26 protein-coding genes are annotated in these 26,531 nt (G+C 39.7%); 17 read left to right on the forward strand and 9 right to left on the reverse strand.

Translation table 11 applies throughout. The features are described 5' to 3' along the window. Positions 1-338: 338 nt before the first annotated feature. The 5 genes from H6G77_RS18420 (at position 339) to H6G77_RS18440 (ending at position 4,201) form a co-directional block, all read left to right on the forward strand. The gene (locus H6G77_RS18420; protein ID WP_190589540.1) at positions 339-809 is read left to right on the forward strand and encodes a tetratricopeptide repeat protein; all 471 of its coding nucleotides are present in this window, start codon (positions 339-341) and stop codon (positions 807-809) included. 30 nt (positions 810-839) lie between these two features. Continuing rightward, entirely contained in the window at positions 840-1,904 is a 1,065-nt protein-coding gene (locus tag H6G77_RS18425) for an ABC transporter substrate-binding protein (protein ID WP_190669547.1), read from the forward strand. A gap of 127 nt (positions 1,905-2,031) precedes the next feature. Continuing rightward, positions 2,032-2,784, forward strand: coding sequence for an ABC transporter ATP-binding protein (locus H6G77_RS18430; RefSeq protein WP_190872344.1), 753 nt, complete (start codon positions 2,032-2,034; stop codon positions 2,782-2,784). Between the two features lie 26 nt (positions 2,785-2,810). Then, complete coding sequence (locus tag H6G77_RS18435) at positions 2,811-3,626, forward strand: ABC transporter permease (RefSeq protein WP_190589542.1); 816 nt, start codon at positions 2,811-2,813, stop codon at positions 3,624-3,626. 227 nt (positions 3,627-3,853) lie between these two features. Next, complete coding sequence (locus H6G77_RS18440; protein ID WP_190589543.1) at positions 3,854-4,201, forward strand: hypothetical protein; 348 nt, start codon at positions 3,854-3,856, stop codon at positions 4,199-4,201. A 16-nt stretch (positions 4,202-4,217) separates the two neighbouring features. Here the strand turns inward: H6G77_RS18440 and H6G77_RS18445 are convergent, their stop codons facing one another. Together H6G77_RS18445 and H6G77_RS18450 are read right to left on the reverse strand one after the other, a co-directional pair. After that, positions 4,218-4,484 carry a type II toxin-antitoxin system RelE/ParE family toxin gene (locus tag H6G77_RS18445; RefSeq protein WP_190589544.1) on the reverse strand — a complete coding sequence of 89 codons (267 nt, stop codon included), beginning with the start codon at positions 4,482-4,484 and terminating at the stop codon, positions 4,218-4,220. Further along, the gene (locus H6G77_RS18450) at positions 4,481-4,720 is read right to left on the reverse strand and encodes a hypothetical protein (protein WP_190589545.1); all 240 of its coding nucleotides are present in this window, start codon (positions 4,718-4,720) and stop codon (positions 4,481-4,483) included. The genes H6G77_RS18445 and H6G77_RS18450 overlap by 4 nt, the downstream gene beginning before the upstream one ends. 170 nt (positions 4,721-4,890) lie before the next feature. Here H6G77_RS18450 and H6G77_RS18455 point away from each other — a divergent pair, with 170 nt between their 5' ends. The 7 genes from H6G77_RS18455 to H6G77_RS18485 all read left to right on the forward strand — a co-directional run bounded on the left by H6G77_RS18455 (position 4,891) and on the right by H6G77_RS18485 (position 11,679). Beyond that, positions 4,891-6,234 carry an FAD-binding oxidoreductase gene (locus H6G77_RS18455; RefSeq protein WP_190872345.1) on the forward strand — a complete coding sequence of 448 codons (1,344 nt, stop codon included), beginning with the start codon at positions 4,891-4,893 and terminating at the stop codon, positions 6,232-6,234. Positions 6,235-6,490: 256 nt separating this feature from the next. Next, positions 6,491-7,771: an FAD-binding oxidoreductase gene (locus H6G77_RS18460; RefSeq protein WP_190872346.1), complete on the forward strand. Its 1,281-nt coding sequence runs from the start codon at positions 6,491-6,493 to the stop codon at positions 7,769-7,771. Positions 7,772-7,943: 172 nt separating this feature from the next. After that, the gene (locus H6G77_RS18465; protein WP_190872347.1) at positions 7,944-9,299 is read left to right on the forward strand and encodes a (Fe-S)-binding protein; all 1,356 of its coding nucleotides are present in this window, start codon (positions 7,944-7,946) and stop codon (positions 9,297-9,299) included. 265 nt (positions 9,300-9,564) lie between these two features. After that, complete coding sequence (locus tag H6G77_RS18470) at positions 9,565-9,735, forward strand: hypothetical protein (RefSeq protein WP_190589549.1); 171 nt, start codon at positions 9,565-9,567, stop codon at positions 9,733-9,735. A gap of 143 nt (positions 9,736-9,878) precedes the next feature. Continuing rightward, complete coding sequence (locus H6G77_RS18475) at positions 9,879-10,352, forward strand: hypothetical protein (protein WP_190872348.1); 474 nt, start codon at positions 9,879-9,881, stop codon at positions 10,350-10,352. Positions 10,353-10,425: 73 nt separating this feature from the next. After that, complete coding sequence (locus tag H6G77_RS18480; protein ID WP_190589551.1) at positions 10,426-10,860, forward strand: DUF29 family protein; 435 nt, start codon at positions 10,426-10,428, stop codon at positions 10,858-10,860. Continuing rightward, positions 10,861-11,679 (forward strand): TlyA family RNA methyltransferase, encoded by an 819-nt coding sequence (locus H6G77_RS18485; protein ID WP_190669530.1) that lies wholly within the window; start codon positions 10,861-10,863, stop codon positions 11,677-11,679. It abuts the gene before it with no gap. On the opposite strand, the gene H6G77_RS18490 is transcribed toward H6G77_RS18485, so the two are convergent. Both H6G77_RS18490 and H6G77_RS18495 read right to left on the reverse strand, forming a co-directional pair. Beyond that, positions 11,676-11,954 carry a Calvin cycle protein CP12 gene (locus H6G77_RS18490; protein WP_190669528.1) on the reverse strand — a complete coding sequence of 93 codons (279 nt, stop codon included), beginning with the start codon at positions 11,952-11,954 and terminating at the stop codon, positions 11,676-11,678. The genes H6G77_RS18485 and H6G77_RS18490 overlap by 4 nt on opposite strands. A gap of 333 nt (positions 11,955-12,287) precedes the next feature. After that, positions 12,288-13,640 carry a GTP-binding protein gene (locus H6G77_RS18495; RefSeq protein ID WP_190872350.1) on the reverse strand — a complete coding sequence of 451 codons (1,353 nt, stop codon included), beginning with the start codon at positions 13,638-13,640 and terminating at the stop codon, positions 12,288-12,290. 420 nt (positions 13,641-14,060) lie between these two features. Here H6G77_RS18495 and H6G77_RS18500 point away from each other — a divergent pair, with 420 nt between their 5' ends. Next, on the forward strand, positions 14,061-15,818 hold the full coding sequence (locus tag H6G77_RS18500; RefSeq protein WP_190872351.1) for a sensor histidine kinase: 1,758 nt from the start codon (positions 14,061-14,063) through the stop codon (positions 15,816-15,818). A 126-nt stretch (positions 15,819-15,944) separates the two neighbouring features. Here H6G77_RS18500 and H6G77_RS18505 read toward each other — a convergent pair whose 3' ends face one another. Beyond that, the gene (locus tag H6G77_RS18505; protein ID WP_190872353.1) at positions 15,945-16,394 is read right to left on the reverse strand and encodes a molybdopterin-binding protein; all 450 of its coding nucleotides are present in this window, start codon (positions 16,392-16,394) and stop codon (positions 15,945-15,947) included. A gap of 100 nt (positions 16,395-16,494) precedes the next feature. Between H6G77_RS18505 and modA the strand changes: the two genes are divergently transcribed. After that, positions 16,495-17,289 carry a molybdate ABC transporter substrate-binding protein gene (gene modA / locus H6G77_RS18510; protein ID WP_190872355.1) on the forward strand — a complete coding sequence of 265 codons (795 nt, stop codon included), beginning with the start codon at positions 16,495-16,497 and terminating at the stop codon, positions 17,287-17,289. Positions 17,290-17,512: 223 nt separating this feature from the next. Here the strand turns inward: modA and H6G77_RS18515 are convergent, their stop codons facing one another. Then, entirely contained in the window at positions 17,513-17,785 is a 273-nt protein-coding gene (locus H6G77_RS18515; RefSeq protein ID WP_190589558.1) for a peptidase, read from the reverse strand. Positions 17,786-18,015: 230 nt separating this feature from the next. Here H6G77_RS18515 and H6G77_RS18520 point away from each other — a divergent pair, with 230 nt between their 5' ends. Next, the gene (locus tag H6G77_RS18520; RefSeq protein WP_190669517.1) at positions 18,016-19,224 is read left to right on the forward strand and encodes a NupC/NupG family nucleoside CNT transporter; all 1,209 of its coding nucleotides are present in this window, start codon (positions 18,016-18,018) and stop codon (positions 19,222-19,224) included. A 67-nt stretch (positions 19,225-19,291) separates the two neighbouring features. On the opposite strand, the gene H6G77_RS18525 is transcribed toward H6G77_RS18520, so the two are convergent. Then, positions 19,292-19,720: a hypothetical protein gene (locus H6G77_RS18525; protein ID WP_190872356.1), complete on the reverse strand. Its 429-nt coding sequence runs from the start codon at positions 19,718-19,720 to the stop codon at positions 19,292-19,294. A 232-nt stretch (positions 19,721-19,952) separates the two neighbouring features. On the opposite strand from H6G77_RS18525, the gene H6G77_RS18530 reads away from it, so the two are divergent. After that, entirely contained in the window at positions 19,953-20,177 is a 225-nt protein-coding gene (locus H6G77_RS18530; protein WP_190589703.1) for a helix-turn-helix domain-containing protein, read from the forward strand. A gap of 263 nt (positions 20,178-20,440) precedes the next feature. On the opposite strand, the gene H6G77_RS18535 is transcribed toward H6G77_RS18530, so the two are convergent. Then, positions 20,441-21,814 carry a DUF2252 domain-containing protein gene (locus tag H6G77_RS18535; RefSeq protein WP_190872357.1) on the reverse strand — a complete coding sequence of 458 codons (1,374 nt, stop codon included), beginning with the start codon at positions 21,812-21,814 and terminating at the stop codon, positions 20,441-20,443. Between the two features lie 235 nt (positions 21,815-22,049). Between H6G77_RS18535 and H6G77_RS18540 the strand changes: the two genes are divergently transcribed. Continuing rightward, positions 22,050-22,493: a hypothetical protein gene (locus H6G77_RS18540; RefSeq protein ID WP_190872358.1), complete on the forward strand. Its 444-nt coding sequence runs from the start codon at positions 22,050-22,052 to the stop codon at positions 22,491-22,493. Positions 22,494-22,978: 485 nt separating this feature from the next. On the opposite strand, the gene H6G77_RS18545 is transcribed toward H6G77_RS18540, so the two are convergent. Next, entirely contained in the window at positions 22,979-26,167 is a 3,189-nt protein-coding gene (locus H6G77_RS18545) for a TIGR03032 family protein (protein ID WP_190872359.1), read from the reverse strand. Positions 26,168-26,531 lie beyond the last annotated feature (364 nt).

Below are 26,531 nucleotides of genomic sequence, written 5' to 3' on the forward strand. Positions count from 1 at the left end.
CAGAGAAAAATCCATATCGTATCCGATTCAGGAACTATTATTCATGAATTTATGTAATGTTTTTATGACTTATTAGTAACTCAGTAGTTGTCAAGTATCTTGAGTAAGTTTTCTGTTTTTTGATGTGCGGTTTCTGAATGACTAATTATTTACAACTCTATTATGTAGAGTTTCGTATTTGTCAGTATTGGTTAATACAATTACTAACATAAAATTTGCTGTTTATTCATAGTAATGTAGAAGAAATTTAAAGATGGCATTAAATGTCACTGAGGAGATAATTTTGTGCGAAAGTTATTAATAAGGTAAAAACACTAATCTCCTAATCTCTCAAATTCATGGATTCTTTATCTATTAATTCTTTACTTGAAGATTTGAAGAACCCTAATGCTTCTGTCCGGGAAAAAGCAACCAAGAAACTGTGGCGGATCTGGTTTCAGCAAAAGGGAATTCACGGTCTGGAAAAAATCGACAAAAGCCAAAAACTGCTGGATGCAGGTAAAACCACGGAAGCGGAATCACTGTTGACTAGACTCATCCAAGAACAGCCTGATTTTGCCGAAGCTTGGAATCGCCGCGCTTTTCTGTACTACAGTCTCGGTAAATATAAAGAATCTCTGGCAGACTGTCAGATGGTGATTCAAATCAACCCAGTGCATTTTGGCGCACTGCATGGTATGGGCTTATGCTATGCAGCTATTGGTCAGTATGTGGATGCAATTAAAGCCTTTAAACGTGCTTTAGCAATTCAACCTTATTCTTTAGTCAATCAAAAACTGATTTTAGAATGTACACTCAGACTCAGTTAAAACATCAGTCTGATTACATTCTTTGGTCTTATGAATCCGTTACCACCCACAACAACAGTGATTCATCGCTTTAGTCGCCGCCAGTTTATTCAGTATGGTTCCATCTGTATGGGTAGCGGCTTGCTTGCTGCTTGCACCAACAGTAACCAACCAGCTAATTCAAGTTCACAGTTAGATAAAGTCAGCTTTGGGACAAACTGGTATGCACAAGCAGAACATGGCGGATTTTACCAAGCGATCGCTACTGGTATTTACCAAAAGCATGGTCTAGATGTCACCATTAAAATGGGTGGCCCACAAGTACCAAGCGGCACTCAGTTGTTAGTCGGGGGTGCAGTTGACTTTTTTATGGGGTATGGCATCGATGCCATTAACGCCATTGCCCAAGGAATCCCCAAAATTACCGTCGCGGCCATCTTCCAAAAAGACCCGCAATGTCTGATCTCCCATCCCAACCCAGCAATTAAAACCCTTGCCGACCTCAAAGGCAAACCAATTTATATCTCAGCAGCAGCAAACGTCACATATTGGCCAGTTCTCAAAGTCAAGTATGGTTTTACCGACGACCAAAAACGCCCCTACAACTTTAATCCTGCCCCCTTCCTGGCAGATAAAACCTCAGCACAGCAAGCTTACATCACCTCAGAACCCTACGCCATTGAAAAACAAGGCGGGTTTAAACCCACAGTATTTTTACTAGCAGATTATGGTTACACTACCTACGCCACAACTATAGAAACCAAAAAAGAACTAGTAGACAAAAATCCCGATTTAGTCCAGCGATTTGTTGACGCTTCGATTAAAGGTTGGTACAGCTACCTGGAAAATCCCCAACCCGGAAATCAACTCATCAAACAAGATAACCCCGAAATGACCGATGACCAACTAGCTTACGGCATTCAAAAACTCAAAGAATATGGGATTATTACTTCTGGTACTGCCGAAAAGCAAGGTATCGGGTCAATGAGTGAGGAACGCTGGCAAGGACTCTACGATAGTCTGGTAACGGCTGGGGTTTACAAACCCAATGTTAACTACAAAGATGCCTTCACCTTGCAATTCGTCAATAAAGGCATAGAGTATTACAGCAGGTGATAGGTTACAGGTGACAGGTTACAGGTGATAGGATTGCGAGACAAGTCTAGATTAAGACTTATGCAAGAACTCTCTCAAACTCTTATAACTTCGCGTCCTTTGCGTCCTTTGCGGTTTGTTCACAAGAATGAATAACCATCCAGCGATTACTCTAAGTCACATTAGCAAGGTCTACGCTAACGGCACTGTTGCCTTACAAGACCTAAACTTAGCAATTCCCGAAGCGCAATTTATCAGCTTAGTAGGTGCTTCGGGATGCGGTAAAAGTACAGTATTGCGATTAATAGCCGGATTAGGTAAAGTTAGTTCCGGTAACATCAATTGGGGCATACCTCAAGCAGCGCGAAAATTAGCCTTTGTCTTTCAAGATGCCGCCCTCATGCCCTGGGCAACAGTGAGAGAAAACATCCGCCTACCGCTAAAATTGGCGAGAACACCCAAGCAAGAAGCTCAAAATTTAGTCCAGCAAGCCTTAACATTAGTCGGACTGACAAATTGTGCTGATAGCTATCCCCGGCAATTATCTGGGGGGATGAAAATGCGCGTTTCCATTGCTAGGGCGTTAGTTACTCAACCCAACATTCTGTTAATGGATGAACCCTTTGGGGCTTTAGATGAAATTACCCGCAGCAAACTCAACAGCGATTTATTAGATTTGTGGCAGAAATATCACTGGACTGTGGTGTTTGTCACTCATAATATTTACGAGGCGGTGTATTTATCGAATCGCGTCTTAGTGATGGGGATAAATCCTGGGCGGGTGGTGGCGGATATCGCAATTGATGTGCCTTATCCCCGTGATGAAGAATTTCGGACATCATTGTTATATAACGAATATTGCCGCAAGATTTCCCGTTGTTTAGCGGAAACTATAAATTAACCGCAGATGGACGCGGATGAACGCTGATGAAAATTTTTGATAGGAAGATACAAAGTAAGTTGATTGACGCTGAGACTTTAGCACCTGTTGTAGTTGGGGTGTTAGTGTTACTGCTGTGGGATATTTTGGTACGAGTCACTAATTTACCACCTTATATTTTGCCTGGGCCGTTATTAGTATTGCAAACACTAATTGCTGATTGGAACGAGTTATTTCCTTCGTTATTAATTACGTTACAAATTACAGTGGTGGCTTTTATTGCGGCTGTGGTTTCTGGCTTATTAATGGCGATTTTATTTACCCAAAGTAAGTGGATAGAAAAAAGTTTATTTCCCTATACCGTCATTTTACAGACAACGCCGATAGTAGCGATCGCACCCCTGATCATCCTCTGGTTCAAAAACAACACCTTCGCCGCCCTTGTAGTCTGTGCTTGGATAGTTGCATTTTTCCCCATCGTCTCTAACACTACTCTGGGACTCAACAGCGTTGACCGCAACTTACTCAACCTCTTTCAACTCTACAAAGCTTCACGCTGGCAAACCCTCTGGTATCTGCGTTTACCCAGTGCTATGCCTTATTTCTTAGGCGGGTTAAAAATTAGCGGTGGTTTAGCCTTAATAGGTGCTGTCGTCGCAGAATTTGTCGCCGGGACTGGTGGGGCAAAATCCGGCATTGCCTACCGTATCCTGATTTCTAGCTATAACCTGCAAATTCCGCGAATGTTTGCCGCCTTATTTCTCACCACTGGCTTGGGTGTATTAATATTTGTCAGCCTCAGTTATCTATCAGATTTTATATTAAGTAAATGGCACGAAAGCGCCGTGAAATATGAAAATTAGTATATACAGTAGTCTTACTTTAAAGACAAGGGAGACAAGGGAGAGAGATATTTATAAGCCTTGAGAATTGCGATCGCTTTTACTAGTCTGCTAATGTACAAACTCATCTGCGTTAATCCGCGTCCATCGGCGGTTAATTACTCTTGACTTTTACCTCACTGATTCTCTTGTTTTAGCTAACATTAGAGCAGAGTTAAATCATAAATATCGTACTTAATAGTAGAGCTATGACAGCAAGCAACCTTAGACAGCAAATTTTAGAACATCTTGAAACATTACCTGGAGAACAGGTAAAGACTCTCCTATTAACATGGCTGACTAGTTCATCAGGAGATTTAGCAGATTTTGAGCAGTTACTGGTAAATCAAGCTACTCAAACGACACCAGAATCATTTGAAGTTGGTGAAATAGACACAGCATTAAATTTTCAACCTCTTACTGAAGCCCAAATGCTTCAACAAAGTCTATCTGCCCTCGAAACTTACCGCCGCACAGGTTCAGGAGTAGCGCATAGCCGTGTGCGCTACTGGGCAGACAGTTTAGGAACTGAGGAAGAACGTCAATGTCCGAGATAGTTTGGACAGAAAGTAATTAACTTTCATCCTTGTATATATTACTACGATGTCCTACTTCTACCACACTTACCAATAAAACATCATCAAAAATCTCATAGATAACACGGTAATCACCGACTCTAATTCGATATAAGTTTTCTTCACCTTTTAACTTTTTTACTCCGTTAGGACGAGGTTCTATTACCAATTCATCTATCTTGATTTGGATACGTTCTTGTACTTCTGGAGATAGTTTTTTAAAGCTTTTCCTCGCACTCTTTGTAAATTTAACTTCGTAAGTCACGCAACATCCTTGTTTTTTTCATTAGCGATTTCTTGTTTAATTTCCTCCCAAGCAATCAGAGTATTATTTTCAACATCACTCTTTGCAGCATAATAGGCTTGTAAATCATTTTCTTCTGCTTCATCTTCGATTTTTTGCAATAGAGCGTAAATCTCATCTAGAGTACTATCATAAGCTTGATGCAAAAGTACATTGATTGCTTTGATTAATTGTTCACGTTCTTGTTCAGTTTTCATTTTCATATTTAGTTGCTCACAACAATGATGCTAACTTAATTTTGTTATTAGAGACCTATCAGACCTTATATTAAAGAAATGACATTACAACTCAATTATTACAGCGTCTAGAGGAGCAGAGAGATCAATTCTCCGCCTACCTCCGCGCTACTCTGCGTTAATAAAAGACTATGGCAACTACCGATTTAGAAACACTCACTGCTGCTTTTACAGATATCGAAACTATCACTGACCCCAACCAAGTAGCCAAATTATCCCAGGATTACCACACATTTAGCCCTGTGCTTGTACCCAAATTAGCAGGCAAAGTCGGGGATATTGTTGTCCGTCCTGCTAACGAAGAAGAAGTCATAAAAGCAGCCTCGATATGTGCCGAATTACGCATACCAGTAACTGTGCGCGGTGCGGGAACTGGGAACTATGGGCAATGCGTACCGATGTACGGTGGCGTAATTTTAGACATGACCAAAATGCAAGAAATTCTCTGGGTAAAGCCAGGGGTAGGGCGGGTACAAGCTGGGGTGAAATTGACAGCCTTAGATAAAAAAGCACGAGAAATTGGCTGGGAAATGCGGATGGCACCCTCAACCTACCGCACAGCAACTATTGGGGGCTTTATCGCTGGAGGGAGTGGTGGTATTGGTTCGATACAGTATGGGTTACTTGGCGATCGCGGTAATCTTTTGGCATTGCGCGTGGTAACTTTAGAAAAAGAACCCCGTATCATCGAACTGCGTGGTGACGATGTGCAGAAAGTCAACCATGCTTGGGGAATTAACGGCATTATCACCGAAGTTGAAATTCCTTTAGGGACTGCTTATCCTTGGGCGGAAGTTATTGTCACCTTTAACGACTTTATGACAGCCGCTAAATTTGGTCAGGCATTAGGTAACGCCGATGGGATGATCAAAAAATTAATCTCTATCTTCGCTTCACCCATCCCAGAATACTTTAGCGCCTTACATCAATATATTCCTGTTGATACTCATGCAGCCTTATTAATGATTGCAGAACCAAGTTTAGAACTATTACCGGGTTTGGTACAGCAATACAACGGTCAAATTACCTATCAAAAGCCAGCCCAAGAAGCAGGTAAAGGACTCAATTTAGCTGAATTTACCTGGAACCACACCACCTTACACGCCCGCAGCGTTGATACTTCCATCACCTACTTGCAATCTATCTTCCCTGCCGACAAAGGTTTAGAACTAGTAGAAGAGCTTTATCATTATTTCGGTGATGAAGTGATGATGCACTTAGAATTTATTCGCGTCAACGGCCAAGCTATACCTGCGGCTTTACAACTTGTACGTTATACCACCGAAGCACGCCTGAATGAAATTATCGAGTATCACGAAGCTAAAGGTGTGTTTATTGCCAACCCTCATACCTATATTATTGAAGACGGTGGCAGAAAAGTAATTGACCCTGAACAGTTGAAATTTAAAGAAATGGTTGACCCTTATGGGTTAATGAATCCTGGTAAGAGTAAAGTGCTGAGTTTTGAGTGCTGAGTGCTGTACACTGAGCGGAGTCGAAGTGTGAGTGCTGAGTAAAAACTCTTCCCCTGCCTCCTGCCCTAACTGCATAGCGGTAAGTCAAAAGGCAAAAGTAAAAAGTAAGCCATTGCGGTGGACGGGTTTCCCGGCATAAAGCAAATGGCGCACCCGAAGGGCAAAAATTAAGAATACTTTTGACTTTTGGTTTTTTACTTTTGACTTTTCCAGCCTTGCCATAACGATAATTTTTAACACTGAACTACTTAAACTAATGAAAGGTATTGCAACCGATATTGCATCTATTGTTGGCGAAGAAAATATTGTTCTTTGGGAAAATCTCGCAGCCAGTCAACGAAAATCTATTCAACAGGCGACATCTGCCGTAAATTCCCCTTGTATTGTCTATCCCCACACTCAAACACAACTATCTCAAGTCATGGCCACCGCCCATCAAAATCAGTGGCGAGTCCTGCCTTGTGGGAGTGGTAGTAAACTGAACTGGGGTGGTTTAGCCAAAGGTATTGATATTGTCGTCAGTACAGAACGAATTAACCAACTCATCGAACATGCGGTGGGAGATTTGACTATTACAGTCGAAGCCGGGATGAAATTCGCCCAAATCCAAGGAATTTTGGCAAAATCACGCCAATTTCTTGCCCTTGACCCCACAGACCCAGAAACAGCAACCATAGGTGGTATTGTAGCTACTGGTGATACAGGTTCTCTGCGACAACGTTATGGAAGTGTCCGCGACCAGTTACTTGGTATTACCTTTGTACGTGCAGATGGACAAATTGCCAAAGCTGGTGGACGAGTTGTTAAAAACGTTGCTGGCTATGACTTGATGAAGTTGTTTACTGGGTCTTACGGCACATTAGGAATTATTAGTCAAGTCACTTTTCGCGTGTATCCGATGCAAGAAGTAGCGGGTACTGTGGTGTTAACTGGAACAGCAGAGGCCATATCTCAAGCTGCTTCTACATTGCGAGGTTCAGCGTTAACACCAACCCAAGCTGATTTACTATCTGCACAACTTGTATCTAACTTAGGTTTGGGTACAGGATTAGGATTAATTGCCCGTTTTCAAAGTATTAGTGAAAGTGTCAAAGAACAATCAAACCGCCTTTTGGAAGTCGGTACAAAGTTGGGTTTAAATGGGGCAGTATACGCCGATGCAGATGATACCAATCTATGGCAGAGATTACAAAACCAAATCAAATCTCCTGACACAGAGTCGGCAATTACCTGCAAAATAGGAGTGTTACCAAGCGCGGCTGTGGAGATTTTAAATCAAGTGAACATTGGTTTAGTTCATATTAGTAGCGGTTTGGGTTGGCTACAATTAGAGGAGAAAAGTCAAGTTTTAAAATTGCGCGATCGCACTCAAAATCATCAAGGTTTCTTATCTATTTTAACTGCACCTGCAACAGTCAAGCAAAATATTGATGTTTGGGGTAACATCGGTAATGCTTTGCCCTTGATGCGCCGCATTAAAGCACAGTTTGATAGCCAAAATATTTTAAGTCCGGGTCGATTTGTCGGTGGAATTTAACTAACTACCGCCAAGAAAGTCCCGATAAAACTTATTTCATAGTCCAGTATACAAGAGTGACTATTATGTTTACTCAGTATTCAGCAATTTATATGAAAGAGGGACTCTTCACTCCTGGCTAAGTACTAAGATTTTTACTCAGCACTCAGCACTTTCAACTCAGAGGATAAATATGCAAGTTTCAGAAAATTCTGTTAATAATACAGCTAGTATCAAAAATTTACAAGGCTTTGATAATAATCATCCACCTGACCCAAAATTAATTGATACTTGTGTACATTGTGGATTTTGTCTTTCAACCTGTCCTAGTTATCGCGTCATTGGGAAAGAGATGGACTCCCCTAGAGGACGTATATATCTGATGGATGCAATTAATGAAGGTGAAATTGCCCTCAATACAGCCACAGTCGAACATTTTGATAGTTGTTTAGGTTGTCTTGCTTGTGTGTCAACTTGTCCTTCAGGCGTACAATATGACAAATTAATTTCCGCCACCCGTCATCAAGTTGAACGTAATTATCCCCGCAGTTTACCAGATAAGCTTATACGTCAATTGATATTTGCTTTATTTCCCAACCCAGATATTTTACGCATTTTACTTGTACCATTATTTGTTTATCAAAAGTTGGGATTTTCTAAATTATTACAAGCAACTGGCATTCTCAAAAATATCTCACCACGATTGGCAGCAATGGAATCAATTCTGCCACAAATTACTGTCAAATCTTTTCAAGATAACTTACCAGATATTATTCCCGCCAAAGGTACAAAACGCTATCGAGTCGGCATGATTTTGGGATGTGTGCAACGGCTGTTTTTCTCCCCTGTGAATGAAGCGACAGTGCGAGTATTAACAGCAAATGGTTGTGAAGTTGTGATTCCTAAATCGCAAGGTTGTTGTGCTGCACTTCCTGAACACCAAGGACAAACAGAACAAGCCAAAGCTTTAGCCAGACAAATGATTGATAGTTTCGCTGATACTGATGTAGATTTTGTTATTATCAACGCTGCCGGTTGTGGACATACATTAAAAGAATACGGTCACATTTTAGCTGATGATCCAGAATATCGAGAAAAGGCGGAGAATTTTGCAGCTAAAGTCAAAGATGCACAAGAATTTTTAGCAACTGTTGGCTTAACAGCTAAACTATCACCAATTACAGATAAACCTCTAACTTTGGTTTATCAAGATGCTTGTCATTTATTACATGGACAAAAAATTAGTTTGCAACCGCGTCAATTATTACGTCAAATTCCTGGCGTGACTTTACGAGAACCTTTAGACGCAGCTTTGTGTTGTGGTAGTGCTGGGGTTTATAACCTATTACAACCAGAAGTCGCAGAGGAATTAGGACAGCAAAAGGTACAAAATTTATTAAATACTGGTGCTAATTTAATTGCTTCTCCGAATCCTGGTTGTGCTTTACAAATTACCAAGCATTTAGAATTGCAAGGTAAAAATATTGCGGTGATGCACCCAATGGAGTTGTTAGATTATGCAATTCAGGGTTTGCAGTTGAGATTGTGATTTCACCGCCTTGGCGACTAGTACAACAAGGCAAAAGTAAAAAGGCAAAAGTAAAAAGAAATAATAACGATACCACAAGCCTTGTAGCAATTTCTGATGGTCTGTTTATTTACGCCGACCTGTACTAGAGTAGTAGGCTGGGTGTAGCGATAGCGTAACCCAACAAAGTATGCGTGAATGTTGGGTTCCGTTCCTCCACCCAACCTACACCAGTCTAAGTTGTTACCTGTTGTCCTAGCCAGTTAACTCTGATTAATTCACGTTCATGAAAAAGACACCATTTTTCCGCCGATTTTTAGTGCTGACAGCCATAAATACTTTAATAATTAACTTACATCATAACAAACGCGATCGCCTAACGTCACTAACGGTAAATAGATTATCATTACTTTTGTTTATGTCTTTTAAATTTACATTTTTGGTTATAAATTCTTAGCTAAAATCCCCAAAAGCTTATATCTTATTAGTTATCCCAATTATTGAAAATTCAGCGCCCAAGACAAAACTTAAAACAACTGATTTGCATAAACAACATCCAGCAAGCAAGACTTAATTTCTCCAAACTAAGGACTTTATCACATGATGTTAAATTCTCGTTCTGCTGGAATTTTTTGGCAAGCAGGTCTATTTTTTGCGGGATTAATTAGCTGCTTAAACTTCACTTCTACTCCAGCATCAGCACAAACTCAAATAGAAAGTCCCATCGCAGATTTTTCCTCTGGTGATCCCGGTTCCTTTGCTGGTGCAGTAGTCTATGTTACTCCTGGTGCCTATTTATCTACTGCTGCTGCTCAAATAAATCCACCTATAGGGACATTTTTTAGAGGCATTAATGGTAGTTTCACAGTTACAGGTGTGTCATATATAGATCCAATCACTCATATTTCCACACCAAGCGTCACACTCCACACAGGAGGATTATTTGCATTACCTTATACAACACCAGAAGGTTCGATTCGAGGAGCGATAGTCGAAAGGCTCAGAAGCAATATCACACTAGATGAATTTGCCGCACTTGTCAGGGCGGCTGTAGGTAATGATGGTTTAGATTAGTAAATTCAAATTTTGATGTAATAATTTAGATGTAAAGACGTTGCATTGCAACGTCTTTTTTGAGGTACTAATTATGGAAGAATTATTAAATCTCAAAGAATTGTTGCTTAAAGGTAATATTCCAGAAGCATTAATTGTTGTCGAAGAATTAGAGGAAATGAGCCGCAATGATATTATCAAAACAATTCGGAGTTATGCAGTGATTTTGCTGCTACATCTGATTAAACAACAAGCTGAAAATCGCTCAACTCGTTCTTGGGATGTTTCTATTCGGAATTCAATTCGAGAAATTCAACGAGAAAATAAACGCCGGAAAGCAGGAGGATATTACCTCACCCCGGAAGAATTAAGAGAAACGTTAACCGAAGCTTATTTAAATGCTATTGATCAAGCTTCTTTAGAAGTAGAAGAAGGACGTTATGAACCCGAAGAATTAGAAAAGCTAATTAACAGTGAAGAAATTATTAATTATGGTTTAGATTTAATTTTACCAGGAGAAGCAGATTAATTGGTTAAACAAAGGCTGGATACATTATTAGTAGAGTTAAATTTATGCGCTTCTCGTGCTTTAGCACAAAGACTCATTCAAGCGGGAGAAGTGACTGTTAATCAGCAGATAATTGATAAACCAGGGACAGAAGTAGATATAGCGGCGCAAATCAAAGTCAAAGAGCGATCGCGCTTTGTGTCTCGTGGTGGCGATAAACTAGCAAAAGCTTTGGAATTATTTGCGATTCCTACCGATGGAAGAATTTGTTTAGATGGGGGAATTTCTACAGGCGGTTTTACTGACTGTCTGCTGCAAGCTGGAGCCAGCTTAGTTTATGGTATTGATGTTGGTTATGGCCAAGTTGATTGGCGCTTACGAAATGATGCGCGGGTGATTTTGCGAGAACGGACAAATCTACGCCAATTACAGCCCCAACAATTATACGCTGGAGGCGATCGCATTCCCGATTTGGCGGTGGTAGATGTGTCGTTTATTTCCTTAACCAAGATTTTGCCTGCACTGTGGCAATTAACTCAAGCTCCCCGTGAAGCGGTTTTATTAGTCAAGCCACAATTTGAGGTGGGAAAATCCCGTGTTGGCAAAAAAGGTGTAGTACGCGATTCTGACGACCAAGCTGATGCGATTTTTCAGGTATTACAAGCCGCAGATCAATTAGGCTGGAAATACAAAGGCTTAACTTGGTCGCCCATTACAGGCCCGGCTGGGAATGTGGAATATCTTTTATGGTTAGGGATGGAAAGTGAAACACCACCGCCAAATTTAGAGCTAATTAAACAACTGACGAAATCAGCAATAACTGATTTACGGGAGAATTAAACATCGTACATGAGACATTCTAAAGCGTCTGGATGGGTATCACAGAAGCTTTCTAGAGAAGTTTTCCGGTGTTTTGCTTGTTGTTGATGCGCTTTTTCCGCTTGTAATTCTTCAACGATATCCCAAGCTACAGCACAGTTAGGAGAGCCATCGCCATTGGTTTCACAAGTTGAACGAGCTTCGGAGATGGCTTCTAAAATTGCTTGCTCGATGGTTTTAGAGCCATTTTGCTCAGATTGCTGTACGGTATCGAATCTGTCGTAGGTTGCTGTCATGATAAATCTACCTTTGTTTACTGGGATAGAGTGTAGGAGCCAATACTTTCAGTTTAGATAAACTCAAAAAAAATTGCTGTGGGGAACACCCTCTGTTAATAAACTAAATTGATTGGGTTTTCCCTCTTGTCATTTTTGATGCAAAAAGGTAAAAAGCCTGAATTATGGTTAATAAAACATTCTGACTTCTGAATTCTGGATTCTGAATTCTTCCCTTCACCCTTTTATGGTGCATTGTAAATTAGGAATCTAGCGCAATTATCAGCAGAATTTGATACAAGTTGATGAAGGCTGATGAACAGCAACAATTAGGGAAATAATTCTTAGAAATTCTCAATACTTTAAACCTAATTCTTGTTGCAACCGATACAGAATTGTATTTTGGTCAACTTGCGAAAGAATTTCTTGAATTACGGTACTCGCGCCTAATTGTCCCCAAGTGCAGCCTTTTTCGAGATAAACTTGGGCGGCTTTACCAACAGCATAAGCACCATAACCAGCAATTCCCGCTTGAGCGATCGCACTGCCAGCAAAACTAGTAATATTGACTGGATTATCACCACTAGCGATCGCCGCAGTACTTTTACCTAATCCTAATACAAAACTACTGCCTAATTCTCCTAGCAACAAACCGCCAGAACTCATTAAAATCGTTTTGAGAATTTTCCCCGCTTCATAGCTAGTCATCGGTAAACCATACAATCTGGCCAAAGCCCGAATTAAAGCTAAATCAGCCACGGTTCCACAGAGAATATCTAAAACTGCGATCGGATTTAATGCTACTGCTAACGCTTTATATTTAGTAAACTGCCAGATAATTTCTTCTGCTTCTTTTTCACGTAAATCTAGAGTTTTTTGCGCGATTTTTGCTTCCGCTTCCCTGGCTTGAACGAGTGCATTTAACGCTAGAAGTGACCTACCTTCACGATTGAGAATCTTGAGTAATGTTTGCTGGAGTTCGGTAATTTCTGGTGGTAGAGTTTCCCATTCATAACTCACACGTCCATCCGGCCATTCTACCCGCACTTCCATTGGTGCAGGTTCCGCCGCCACCATGACAATTTCATCAGGTAACAAAGGCTGCGCTTGGGGATTTCCTGCGCCCAGTTGTTGTAAATTGCGATAAATTGCGCCTCTGTCTGTATCTGGGTAAAGGTCAATTTTGTTAAACACCAAAATCAACGGTTTTTGCGCCTGACGTAAATCTAGTAACGCTTGATATTCTGTCCGCGTAATATCACCAGAAACTACAAATAAAATTAAATCTGCCTGACGCGCCACTTCCCGCGCCATTTTCGCCCGTGCTTCCCCCGCAATTTCATCTAATCCTGGTGTATCAATTAATTCGACAATAATTTTACCGCCTGGTGGTTGCCATCGCACAGACCTCGGCCATTGAGTCACCCCGTTTAAAGGGCCAGTTTGCAGAATCTTCTCTCCCAGTAAAGCATTTAAGACTGCGGATTTTCCCCGACTCACCAAACCAAACACCGCAATTTTAATTAAATTCGCGTCTAGTTTACTGAGTGTGGCATTTAAAGCGTCTAATTCTGGCTTGACCAAACCTGCCAATTCTGGGTTAGATGATAACTGCCCTGACTTGCGAAGATATCCATACCAAGATAATGCTTGTCGGAGACTAGCACGGGCGCGGTTTAAATGAGTTTCTTCCAGGTTATTACGCACAGCGTTTGCTTGACTTAAGGGTGAAAATAATATGTTTACAGATCAAGGCAGAAGGCAAAAGGGTTGCGAAAATAATTCTTTCCAATACTAAAAAGGTCTCAGGGTTAATGAATAACTAATGTATATTTCGAGACGCACAGTGGAAGAAATACAGTGTCATTACTAAGTCCCGTGAATTTAAGTAAGTCTGTATGAAAACATGAACTTAAGTTGGGCAAGGTAAACAATGCTACAATCCGTTTCCTTACTGCCTCCTGCCTCGTTAACAAGAATTCATTATTTCCGGGTTCTTTCATAGATATACCTTAGCGTATAAATTTTCAGTAAAAATTGCATAAAGACCAAAATTTACAGCCAAAGATTGGGGAAATATAAACTCCACGCAAATTGTAAATGTAGTTTTGGTAGAAAGGTTTTGTCATGTACGACCTCAATCAATTCACACTCAGAAATATGTCTGAATGTGGTTTAGCATTACGCCAGCTAGGGCAGAATGTGACAACGATGGAAGAAGCTGGTAGAGCCATTATTAATTATTTATATGAAAGCTTAGTTGATGACAAAACCCAAAATCAATCTTGCGCTTTGATTAGATTATTCAAAACCCATTCTTATAGTGATTTGACTCCAAAACTACAAGCATCGGCTCGTGAATTGTTGGGTGATGGTGAAATTTTACCTGATTTGAAGTGTTTAACTTTGTTGGCAACGGTTGGTGAGCAGCCAGAATGGAATTCTCGTTATGAATCCCGTGGACACCAAGCAATTCCCTTGGCGAATGAAAATGCGATCGCAAATATTCCAATGGTTTCACAGCTAATTCACCAACTAGGACTCGATCCAGGTACAGTCATCAAGCCTGATCCATCGTTGATGGTTGATATAGAACAGCAGATGTACAACGTTTTTCACATTCCTGATGCGCTCGGTAGTCCCCATATTCCCGCACAACATGAATTTGTGATTCCCTTCAACATTAAATCAGTGGCGGGCTTTGGCGGGATTTTGCCTTCAGGAAATATGTTTGTGGTGATGATGTTTCTAAAAGTGGCAATTTCCCATACAACTGTAGATTTGCTACGTCCCTTAGCATTAAGTGTGAAAACTGCACTACTACCCTTTGATGATGGTAAAACCTTTGTAGATTCCTTACCAGTGACTTCTGTGAGCGATCGCAAAATTGCACAGTTAAATTCTCAAATTGCCACACTCACACAGTTATTAGATGTTTCTGAGCAAGTTACATTCATCCAGTCAGACCGCCTCGAACAAGCAATTACCGACTTACAACAAGCCCTCACTCAACTACAAACAACCCAAACCCAAATAGTTCAAAACGAAAAAATGTCAGCATTGGGGCAGATGGTAGCCGGAATTGCCCATGAAATCAACAACCCAGTCAACTTTATTCATGGTAATCTCAGCCACCTTGATAGCTACATCCAAGATTTGGTGAGTTTGTTCCAAGACTATCAAACAGAATATCCCGACCCACCAGCCACCCTGCAAGCCAAACTCCAAGCAGCCGATTTACCTTTCCTCATCCAAGATTTAACCAGTATTCTCCAATCAATGCAGGTGGGAACTGAACGAATTCGCCAAATTGTGCTGTCCCTACGCAATTTTTCTCGTTTGGATGAAGCAGAAATCAAAGAAGTAGAGATTCACGAAGGTCTTGATAGTACTTTAGTACTGTTAAGCCATCGTCTTAAAGCCCAAGGCAAACACCCAGAAATTCAGGTAATTAAGGACTATGGTATTGTGCCTTTGGTTGAGTGCCACGCTGGACAACTGAATCAAGTGTTTATGAATATTTTGGCAAACGCTATTGATGCCCTAGAAGAATCTAATAGAGGGCGATGTTTGTCAGAAATTCAGCAAAACCCGAACCAAATTACCATTCGCACTTCTATGATTGATGCTAATTGGGTGCAAGTTGCGATCGCTGATAATGGAGTTGGGATTGCTGAATGTATTCGCACTAAACTCTTCGACCCTTTTTTTACTACCAAACCTGTCGGTAAAGGCACAGGATTAGGTTTATCAATTAGCTATCAAATTATCACCGAAAAACTCGGCGGCAAAATTGTATGTCATTCCACCGTCGAACAAGGAACCGAATTTATCATCCAAATTCCTGTACAAACAGAGGAGTCAGAAGTCAGAAGTCGGGTGTAGGAATGATTGTACGATTGTTTCTCAAATCCTCAATGATTAATCAATATCTCCCCCTTGTCTCCCTTGTCTCCCTTCCCTTGTCTACCTTATCCCCCTTGTTCATATATCAAATAAATCTCATCATTTTTATTCTCTAGCAATCACAATATCGTTAGATTTAATCACTGCATAGGCTTCCTCTCCGGCAACAATACCCAACTCTTCAGCTGATGTTCTCGTAATCATTGAGGTTAGCTCTACTCTGTGAACAATTTCTAGTGTCACCTCACAATTAACAGCTCCAATGACAACTTTTTTCACCACACCCTTGAGAATATTACGGGAGCTAACTTTTAAAGCCTTTTTAGAACTACCAATTTCTCCAGTAGGCATTTCCAGATTTTCCTGATTTACCTGTGTAGTTGGTGGGGGAGTTGGTATTGAGGCTTGTGATACTTGGTGTTTATTCAGACCACGCACAAGTTCCCGCAGAATCTCGGTTTTGGTGCGTTGAGAGTCCTGGCAAAACTCTTCGAGAATTTTCCGTTCCTCTTCCGATGTTTGAAATGTGATCCATCCTTGTTCTTTTCTTGGCATAATGTTACCAATTCAGTTGGTAAAGACTGGAATGACGCTCGGTATGATCCTACCAAGCGCCATTAAATTGCAGAAGAATCTATTGCTACACCATTTTTCTATGAAAAGAAGACAAGTTCTTTCCTTTTTTGGCACAGCACTCGCTAGTTTGTTACTTGCTGTTTGTTCAACATTCATTGTACCTTCTGTTGTCACAGCACAGTCGAACGTTACTTTACTTGTTTCTGCTGCTGCTAGTTTAAAAGATGCACTGGAAGAAATTAAACCGGTTTATCAACAAAGTAACCCCAACGTCAACATAAATTATAACTTTGGGGCTTCTGGGGCATTGCAACAACAAATTGAGCAAGGCGCACCAGCAGACATTTTTATTTCCGCCGGAAAAAGGCAAGTAGATGCTTTAGAACAAAAAGGGTTATTGCTTCCTGGGACACGCTCGGTTTTGGCAAAAAACCGCCTTGTACTAGTTGTACCCCAAGCTGTTACAGGTATTACCAGCCTTTACGATCTGAAAGAATCGAAAATCAAGCGCATTGCTATTGGTGAACCCAGAAGCGTTCCGGCTGGTCAATACGCGCAGCAAGTTTTACAGAAGTTAAATATTTGGTGGCAAGTAAGCTCTAAACTGGTTTACGCCAACAATGTGCGTCAAGTCTTGGCGGCTGTCGAAAGTGGCAATGCTGATGCCGGGTTAGTATATGCCACCGATGCTAAAATTTCTGACAAAGTAAAAGTAGTTGTGGCGGCTGATGAGAAATACCACTCACCGATAGTTTATCCACTGGCGGTGGTGAAACGCACTAAGAATGCCAGTGCAGCCAAGGAATTTAGCCAATTTTTATCCAGCAGTCAAGTTAAGGGGATACTCAAAAAATACGGCTTCATCCTGCCTTAAAAAAGGAAGTCGGGAATAAAATTCGGGTGCGTTATACTTCCGCCATAACGCACCGCCAAATTATGATGGTACGTTAGGCGATTTATTTTGTGATAAAGTAGGTCGGAATCTGCGCTTAACGTACCCTAAAATCCAAAGTTTACTTGATAAACCATCTCTAAACCCTAATAAATACACTGCAAGTACAGTTAGCGAAGAGAAGTTAATCTCCAAAACCACAAAATCATTCTTGTGAAGCTCGTTTGCGGAATAAACCCGTCATAGTTACGCCAGTAATCAATAAGCCAACTAACCCTAAGCCGTTCAAAAGTGGGTAAATTTTTTCTAAATGAATGATTTCTAAGGTATGCAAGCCTAAAAGGAATTCACCTATCTCGTCTTGGTGTAACAATTCATGGGCTATGGTATAACCCATACCCGTTAATACAGTTAAAAATAAAGGCAAGCACAGAATAATGGCTATCTGACGATGATAGCGGCGAAACATGCGATTCATAAACTGTTTTTGAACAAGGTAAGTTTTAAGGTATCAGTTTTGCCATTGTTTAATACCGAAGTTTTATTAAAAATTTTTAACTTTGCGCTTTTATAGAGTTTAACTCTCAATTAACGAGCGATCGCATTTTCCTTTGATCCCAAGACAGTCAAATACAAAAGTTAAAAAAGTTACATTTTTATGTATGCTGGATAGCCGAGTATGATAGCTATACATTTTTGGCAGTTATTATGGAACGCGCTATCTCCATACTGGGAATATTAGTCTTTATTGGCATCTCTTATGCTTTATCTGTAGAACGTCAAGCAGTTCGTTGGCGCACAGTAGCTTGGGGTTTGGGATTAGAGTTTATTTTTGCGTTGCTAATTTTAAAAACACCTTGGGGTTTAAATATATTTAAATCTTTGGGAGATATTATCAGTAATTTTCTAGCTTTTTCTGATGTTGGTGCAAAATTTGTCTTTGGTGAAAATTTTAAAGACCATTTATTTGCTTTTCAAGTACTGCCAACTATTATCTTTTTCTCTGCTTTTATTAGTGTTTTGTATTACTACGGAATTTTACAGCGAGTCGTCAATATACTTGCCTGGATAATGATTAAAACGATGAAAACATCAGGTTCAGAATCGTTATCTTGTGCAGGTAATATTTTTTTAGGGCCGACAGAAGCTGCGCTGATGGTTAAACCATATATAGGTAGTATGACTTTATCCGAACTCCATGCTGTGATGACAGGTGGTTTTGCCACAATTGCTGGTGGAGTTTTAGGTGCGTATCTTTCCTTTGGTATTCCCGCAGAACATTTAATAGCAGCTTTTTTTATGACTGCGCCTACATCATTAGTTGTATCGAAATTAATGTACCCGGAAACCGAAGTTTCTCAAACAGCAGGACAAGCCAAAATTGATGTCGAAACTAACTATGTTAACGTCATTGATGCAGCTACAACAGGCGCTATTGATGGCGTAAAATTAGCTGTGAATGTAGGGGTAATGATTATTGCTTTTTTAGGATTACTTGCGGCTTTAAATGCTTTACTGGGTTGGTTTGGTTCGCTTGTAAATTTGCCGCAATTATCCTTACAGTTGATATTATCTTTTGTGATGGCTCCTGTAGCATGGTTGATGGGTGTACCGTGGAAAGATTGTCAACAAGTCGGGGCGCTATTAGGAACAAAAACAATTTTAAATGAATTTATTGCTTTCTTAGATTTAAAACAGCTAATTCAAGACGGCAAAATTTCTCAACGTGCCGTAATTATTGCGACTTACGCATTATGCAACTTTGCCAATATTGGCTCAATTGGCATTACAATTGGTGGACTTACAGGTATGGCTCCTCACCGCCAACATGACTTAGCTCGCTTGGGCGTGAGGACAATGATTGGCGGATTATTAGCAGGTTTTATTACTGCTTGTATTGCGGGAGTATTAGTTTGAAAAATGACTGACATAAGGCAAAAGTAAAAAGTAAAAAGGCAAAAATAAGTTATAAATCTATGCTTATTTATATCAATTTTGTATTACTATGGTGATAAACATTATCTCTATTTTTATTAACTTTTTTGCTCTCGAAATAACCTAGTTTCCAATTGTTTGGCTGTTTTAAATCGTTAATATGTCCCTGCAAAATCAACCAAAGCGCAATACGAGTATTTAAATATCCTCTAAGAACGCGCTCTTTGGGTTTTGGGTAAATTCCAGGAATGACAAAACCACTCACATTTAACAGTTGTCCGCAGTAAGTTTTATCTCCTGGTAATGTGAGAGTAAAAAAACCATCATTTTTATAACCATTGGGAATAATAAATGTCCCATATACATTATGTTGTCCCCGCCAAGGTGTCACCACTAAATCTACAGGATGAGCATAATATTTTTCTGGTGGGTAATTACTAGAATATTTCCACTTATCGCAACTAACCAACGGTGACATATCAGTGAATAAACAAAAGCTAACAATAGCAGCTAAAGTGAGAAAAAATATTAAATAAAAGAATTGATATCTTCGCACTGTTGGGATACTTAGACTATTTGTTGCTGTTCTATTTTAGCAATTGGGGCAAAGGTAGCGATCGCACACATCACAGTCTGTAATGCTTCTTACTACCCAATTGGTACTTAAAGTCCGTGGACTTAAAAGCATCATTTCATTTTTAATGATGACTATGACAGCATCTAACGAAAAAGATATTAGAAAACAATTTGGTGAACGTCTCCGTTACCTACGAAGTATTCGTAAACTTTCCCAAGAAGACTTGGCACACTTATGTGGCTTAGATAGAAGCTATATCGGAGGTGTTGAGCGTGGGGAAAGGAATGTTAGCCTTCTAAATATTAAGAAAATTGCGGATGCTTTGTGTATTTCACCGAGAGAGTTTTTTGATGAATAGCATTCCACAGAATATACGCCTTAAGGAGTTAGTAATAGTTGCTAACTTAAACAAACTTTTTTTGATGATTTTATCAGTTTCTTGCAAATGCAAGGGTATACAGCACTCTATGAATTTGTGCTTGAGAAAGATGCAAGCAAGGCCAAAAAGATTATCGAGAAATATTTAGACCGCAAAGTTTAAGTTATAAAAATCACCCTCCTGTAATTTGGGAGGGTGATATCTTGTAGTTTTGCAAATTGAGAGAAACTAAAACAAAATGCTTAGTAAAGTGTTACTCCTTGGTTTAAAGCATTTAAAAAACTTGCATAGTCATATTCAACTTGAGTTGCATAGTCTACAGCAAAGTTGACAATTTCGTTTTTAAATGCAGCTTTGTTACCACTGACAATATCAGTTACTTCTTTATCCACGCTATGGGGAACGATCGCATCATTATAATCCTTATCAGAAATAGCATGGTTTTTAGCTACAATTTTCCCTGCATATCCCATCGCATCCATGAATTTTGTTTTGGTGGTAAGCAAGGTATAGTCAAAGTCTTCCTGGTAAGGCGACTTTTCATGCAGCATAAAGAAGAGATTGTTTACAGTAGTATAGCCCACTAAAGGATCAGTGTTAGCCAACATTGCTTTTGCGGCAATTGTTACCCTTGCGCCTTCATGACTACTATATACAGAACTTGGTAATAAACCTGGAACCGCAATTGCTACTGCACTGCTGGTTTCTTGCTTCATTTCTAAAATGCGATCGTCATCCGTTGCAGAACTAGGGCCTTCAATTAACAAGTAATATCTATATCTACCAAGACTACCAGTTCCTGAGCCTAATTTTAACCGAATATCTTTGAGATTGTAATAACTATTGCTGTATCGCTTACTGCTAGGAATAGAAGCTACATAACTACTCATCGCAGCACTAATACTAGAATAGGTGCTGCTAGATAAAGTTTGCAGTTCAGAGGTTGTCTGAAAAACGCGATTACCACTGCTATTTATCAGCGTATACTTGTTTAATAAACTAGAGCGACTTTTACTTGCAGCTTGTTGAATTAAATCTTTCACAACGCCGTTTGTATTACCAGAGTCTAAACGGTAAGATAATTCATCGTTAGTTCCCTTAAAGTCGCTCATTTTGTTGAGATAATTATCTAGAAAATTCCGTACAACATCCTGAGCATCAGCAGAACTAAGGCCATTTTCTTTAGCTGCTAAAAGAATCGAAACCGCCATACGTCGTAAGTCCCAAACGTAGGGGCCAAGATAGCCTTCATCAAAATCGGTAGTATCAAAAACATTGTTATCATTACTATCTCTCATTCCCCCAAGATTCTGCATGTGCATATCACCTTCTAACCAAATAGCTGAGGTGGAAGAATTAACAAATGCTGAACTAGGTAATGTCTGCATATCACGATAAAAGATATGAGCAGTTCCGCGATAAAAGGCGAAAGGACTAGCCGACATTTTCTGCATTTTTGTGGCTAATTCTTGAGGTAGTTGAGTTGCAAATTGATGGTTGTATTGGTAGATTTCAGTTTCTAACCAACTTTGACGAGGATTTGCCGCATTAGCCGTAGATGCAAACCCTAAAGTTACAATTACCAAAACGACAATTGTCTGTATTACTTTAAACATAAACTTGCCTGGACTTGTAAATCAATTTATATTAGCTAGATTACCTTAAAGTCTTACTATTATCCAATAATCAGTTCTTAACCTATTGTTTGAAATGCAAGTATTACTTATGAAAGTACATCCTGATTTATACTTGTATATTCATTCTTTTTAGAACTTGTGAGTTCTATCACAGCAGTAACCTGATTACTGAAATAAAATTAGTAATTTTATAGAAAAACATACAAAGTAATCTATGGATTTACTACAACTAAGTTTAGTGTTAGGTCAAACAATGGGAATTGTAGACACACAGAAAATTCAAGTAAAAGATAACCCAAGCCAGGAAATAAATAGAGTGGTGAATCAATCGCAAATATCTACATTCCGAGGAAAATTGGTTTACGAAGAAATTCCGCCGGTCATGTCGGTTCGCGCTTATTTAGGCGAAGAATTTTTTCTGATTACCGATACATCAAACCATACTAAATTAGTCTTGCGTCCATCAGAGCAAGTATCTCACAACACATTGCAATCATTACATAATCAACAAGTAGAAATTACAGCCAAATATGTTCTAGGGACTCGCCCAAAAGTTACTGAAGCTGCTTGTCCTTTAGATGCTGATGGTGAATGTCTGCCTCAAGGTGAAGGTTATCAAGTATTATCGATAGTGTTGTTAAAACCACATACTAAATAAGTATTTATCTTGCTCTGTGCTTCAGTATCTCTGCGTGATCACCTGAGTAAGTTTACTTGATATTTAATTCTTCATAGTTGCCAGTGTATACACTCACTATTGCTATACTGATTTATTTAGTTGCTCATTCTCAATAAAAACAAATTTATTGCTTTGATAACCATCACCAATTGATTAATCTAATATCATTAGGACTTACGCATCAAAACAAAAAATCAAGGGTTTTGGCGAGGGTGGGGGTTCAGGGGTATAGGGGTGTACTGATTCAAAATCCATACACCCCAAACCCTTTCACCCTGACACCCAATCTCCACAGATAATCTTTGTGCGTAAGTCCTAATCATATCCGGTAAATCAGTTATGATTCAGCACATCTGTGCAGAAAGACAAAACTATTTCTCCTCCTGCCCCCTGCGGTTGTTATGATAAGTCTTTTACCGAACACGATATTACCCCTAACGAACTTCGATTCAGCCAGGGCTTAATTACCCATTAATTGTTATCGCTTTTGCTGGTTGACCAGATGCGTAAATCTCCCACATTCTCAGGTAAGCTTGCTCTAAATTGCGAGTATAAAGCGGAGTATCAAACAGTGGATATGTGGTAAGATTTTGGGCTAATTTCTGGTTAATTTGTTGTAATTTTTCAGGAGATTTAGCTAAATTAATTGCTAACTGTTCATAAGTCTCTAAACTGTTAGTTATCAACTCAGGTAAACCAATTGCCATTAACAAACTAGCGCCTACACGCGAAGGAAAAGTTTCCCCAGGACAGGTAATTACTGGCAATCCAGCCCATAAAGCATCACTGGCAGTTGTGTGAGCATTGTAATATAAAGTATCTAAAAATAAATCTGCTAATTTATGCCTAGCTAAGTGTTGAGCTTTGGCTTCGGGTGGGGCAAAAATTAAGCGATCGCCATTTATTCCTCTTGCTTCGGCTTCTCTTTGCAAGTTAGCTTCATTAACAGCAGAGCGAGCAATTAACCACAAAACACTTCCTGGTACAGCCGCTAAAATTCTCATCCAAACATCAAAGATTGTTGGTTCAATTTTGTAGTGATTATTAAAGCAGCAAAAAACAAAACCTGAGTCTGGTAAACCGTATTGTGAACGGGTGACAGGATGATCCGATATTACCTGTTGGTAATCGTTGACTTGGTAACTGTGTGGTAAAGTAACAATTTTCTCACTAAATGTATTAGCAAATTCTGGTGGAGTAACTACTGCATCGCCAATAATATAGTCTACAAAATCACTACCCATTGTTCCAGGAAACGCCAAATAGTTGACTTGAATGGGTGCTGGACGCAAAGCAAGAATTTGGCTGCGTGAACCAAATGTATAAGCATTAATATCAACTAAAATATGAACTCCATCATTAAAAATAAGTTCGGCACTTTCTTCGATAGATAAATCTGCAATATCTTGAAAGTGTTCACTATAATTTGCAATGTACTGACGATATTTACTATTATCATCCTCACCACAAGAGTAAGTAAAAATTTCAAAATCTGCTTTATTGTGTAAGCGGAATAAATTCTTCATTAAGTGGCTAGTAGCATGGGCGCGAAAATCATTGGATAAATAGCCAATGCGTAATCTACCTTTCAAAGATCGGGAATGTTGAAAATTTAAATTTTGTCGTAATTTTTCCCATTTTTGAGATATTGAACTGCCATAAGTCTTAGCTACTTGCCAAAATAACTTTCTATCCCAAGGCTTGTTTAATGAATTGAATGGATCAAGGGTTGTTTGCTTCCCAGTTGCTAATTCTTGAATAGTTTGTTCCCAAAGCTTAGTTAAATCTGTCTGACGCGATCGCCAGTCGCAAGTCATCTCTTTGAGATAAAATAAATTAGTAAACGCCTCAGCCGAACCTGGCTGGATTTCTAAAATTCGCTCGAATATCCGCTTAGGTTCGTTAACTTCGCCTTTGCCCAACATCGCTAACGTTGTAAGTATTACACCAAGGCGGTTGAGTGCTTTAATATAATTTGGTTTATATTGAATTGCCAAACGAAAACAAGCGATCGCACCTTCTAAATTATGTTGTGATTCTAAGACAATCCCTAGATTTAAATAAGCCTCAGCATATTCTGGATTTATCTGCAAAGCTTCTCGAAACTTCGTTGCTGCTTGGGGTAATTTACTTTGCATTTGCAAAACTAGACCCAAATTATTATGAGCAAAAGCATAATCTGGTTTACTTTGAATAGCAGCAGTCAAACATTTAATTGCCTCATCTAAATCTTGGGCATCTACTCGCAAAATACCTAAATTATTATATGCTTGAGCATGATGAGGATTAATTTCGATAGCTTTTTGATAAGCTAAAATAGCTGCCTCAGTTTGTCTCTGACTTTCTCTAATTACTCCTAGTTGATACCAAGCCGGAGCATAGCGAGGATGTTGAGCAATGAGTTTTTCGTATTGCGCGATCGCTTCAGTAATTTTCCCTTGTTTTTGTAATGTTAACGCTTCTGCGTACAGATGTTCTGCCGTCGGCCAAATTAATTCAGGTTGCGATGTATCTAAAAATTGGTGAGTGGGGAATTGGGAGTTGGGAATTGGGATGATGGATTTATCTTCAGTTAATTTGATTGCAGGTGATGGCAGATTTTGTTTAACTAAAGGCGAAAGAGGATCTAGATTAATTAACTGATGAATTTCATCACAGAAAAATCCCATAACTTGGGGACAGTTAACTTTTGATAATATCTGCACATCAAAAATCTCGGTGACTTCCCCTTCTAACCGCAACCAGTGAACCATTGCACCAGTTTTTAGGTCAATTACCATCAAACCGCATTCAGTTTCAGCGTTGTTATTGACTAGCTTGAGACTATGATGGCTAGTTTTAGATAACCCAACGATCGCATAATCTCCAACAAACGCCAACCCCCGCAACCAACCAGAACCCAAAGTCACCGCTTGAAATTTTCCACTATATATATCGATATAGCCAAATTCTCTGGTACCAGCATTCAACAACCACAACTTATCTTGATAAAATCGTGGCGAATGCGGCATAGATAAACCTGTCGCCACAACTTCGTCAGACTGAATATCTACCACACAACCGTTATTTTGCCATGTCTGCTGCCAACCATTCGCCACATCAGATTGGCTATAAGCTGTCACGTAGCGGGGTTTACCGTTCACTATCGCTAAACCATTCAACTGACAGCGATTTTCATTCACCAAATGAGAGATAAAACGAGGCTTCCATAAGGGAATGCAACTATAGCGATCGCTCACTGTTGCTACACAGTTTAACAAACTACTGACAAATACAATGCGGTTATTTTCTGTTTCTACCGCTAAATCCTGAATTCCTAAATCCCCAGTAGTATAGCCAACTCGCGGGATATATAACTTGTCATAGCCATCATAAATTTGCCCCGGTACTAAAGAATTATCTAACTGCCAAATTTGCCCTTTAGTACCCAGATAAATCCTGTCATCAGTTATGTATAACCCCGCAGCTTGCTCAAACACCCGTTCAAATCCCGAAATTTGCCCTTGGTGATTCACACCCAACAATATTAACCGCGAACTTTGAGGTGTAGTGATCGCAAGGCTAATCTGTTGAGATTGTAACCAATTCACGAAATTAGGGGAAGCAGAAATTTGTAGAGCGATTTGGCGTTTAAGTGCGGGTGTGACAATCATATTTTTCAGTTTAGGAAGGTAGATGGAAATCCCTCACCTACATCCACCCCCATAATAAGAGGGTTGTTGTAAGTTATTAATTCCCTTTAAAAAGGAAGTCAGGGCGGAGCTTGAAAATATTCAATCAGGACGAGTGTATGGCTATAGATAAATACGCTTCCGTTAAGATCCCCCCGCCTACGGCGACCCCCTTAAAAAGGGGGACTTGAAGAAAATTTCCCCCCTTTTTTAGGCAATACGCTTCAGTTAGTCAATACCGTAGCCAATTTACGAGGGTTCAACACCTGTAGAAACGGGATGAATACGTCCTAAAGAAGTAAGCTTGGCAAAAATCTGACTTAATAAAATAGGCTCAGGCATTTCA

The organism is Aulosira sp. FACHB-615 (assembly GCF_014698045.1).
GTDB lineage: Bacteria > Cyanobacteriota > Cyanobacteriia > Cyanobacteriales > Nostocaceae > Nostoc_B.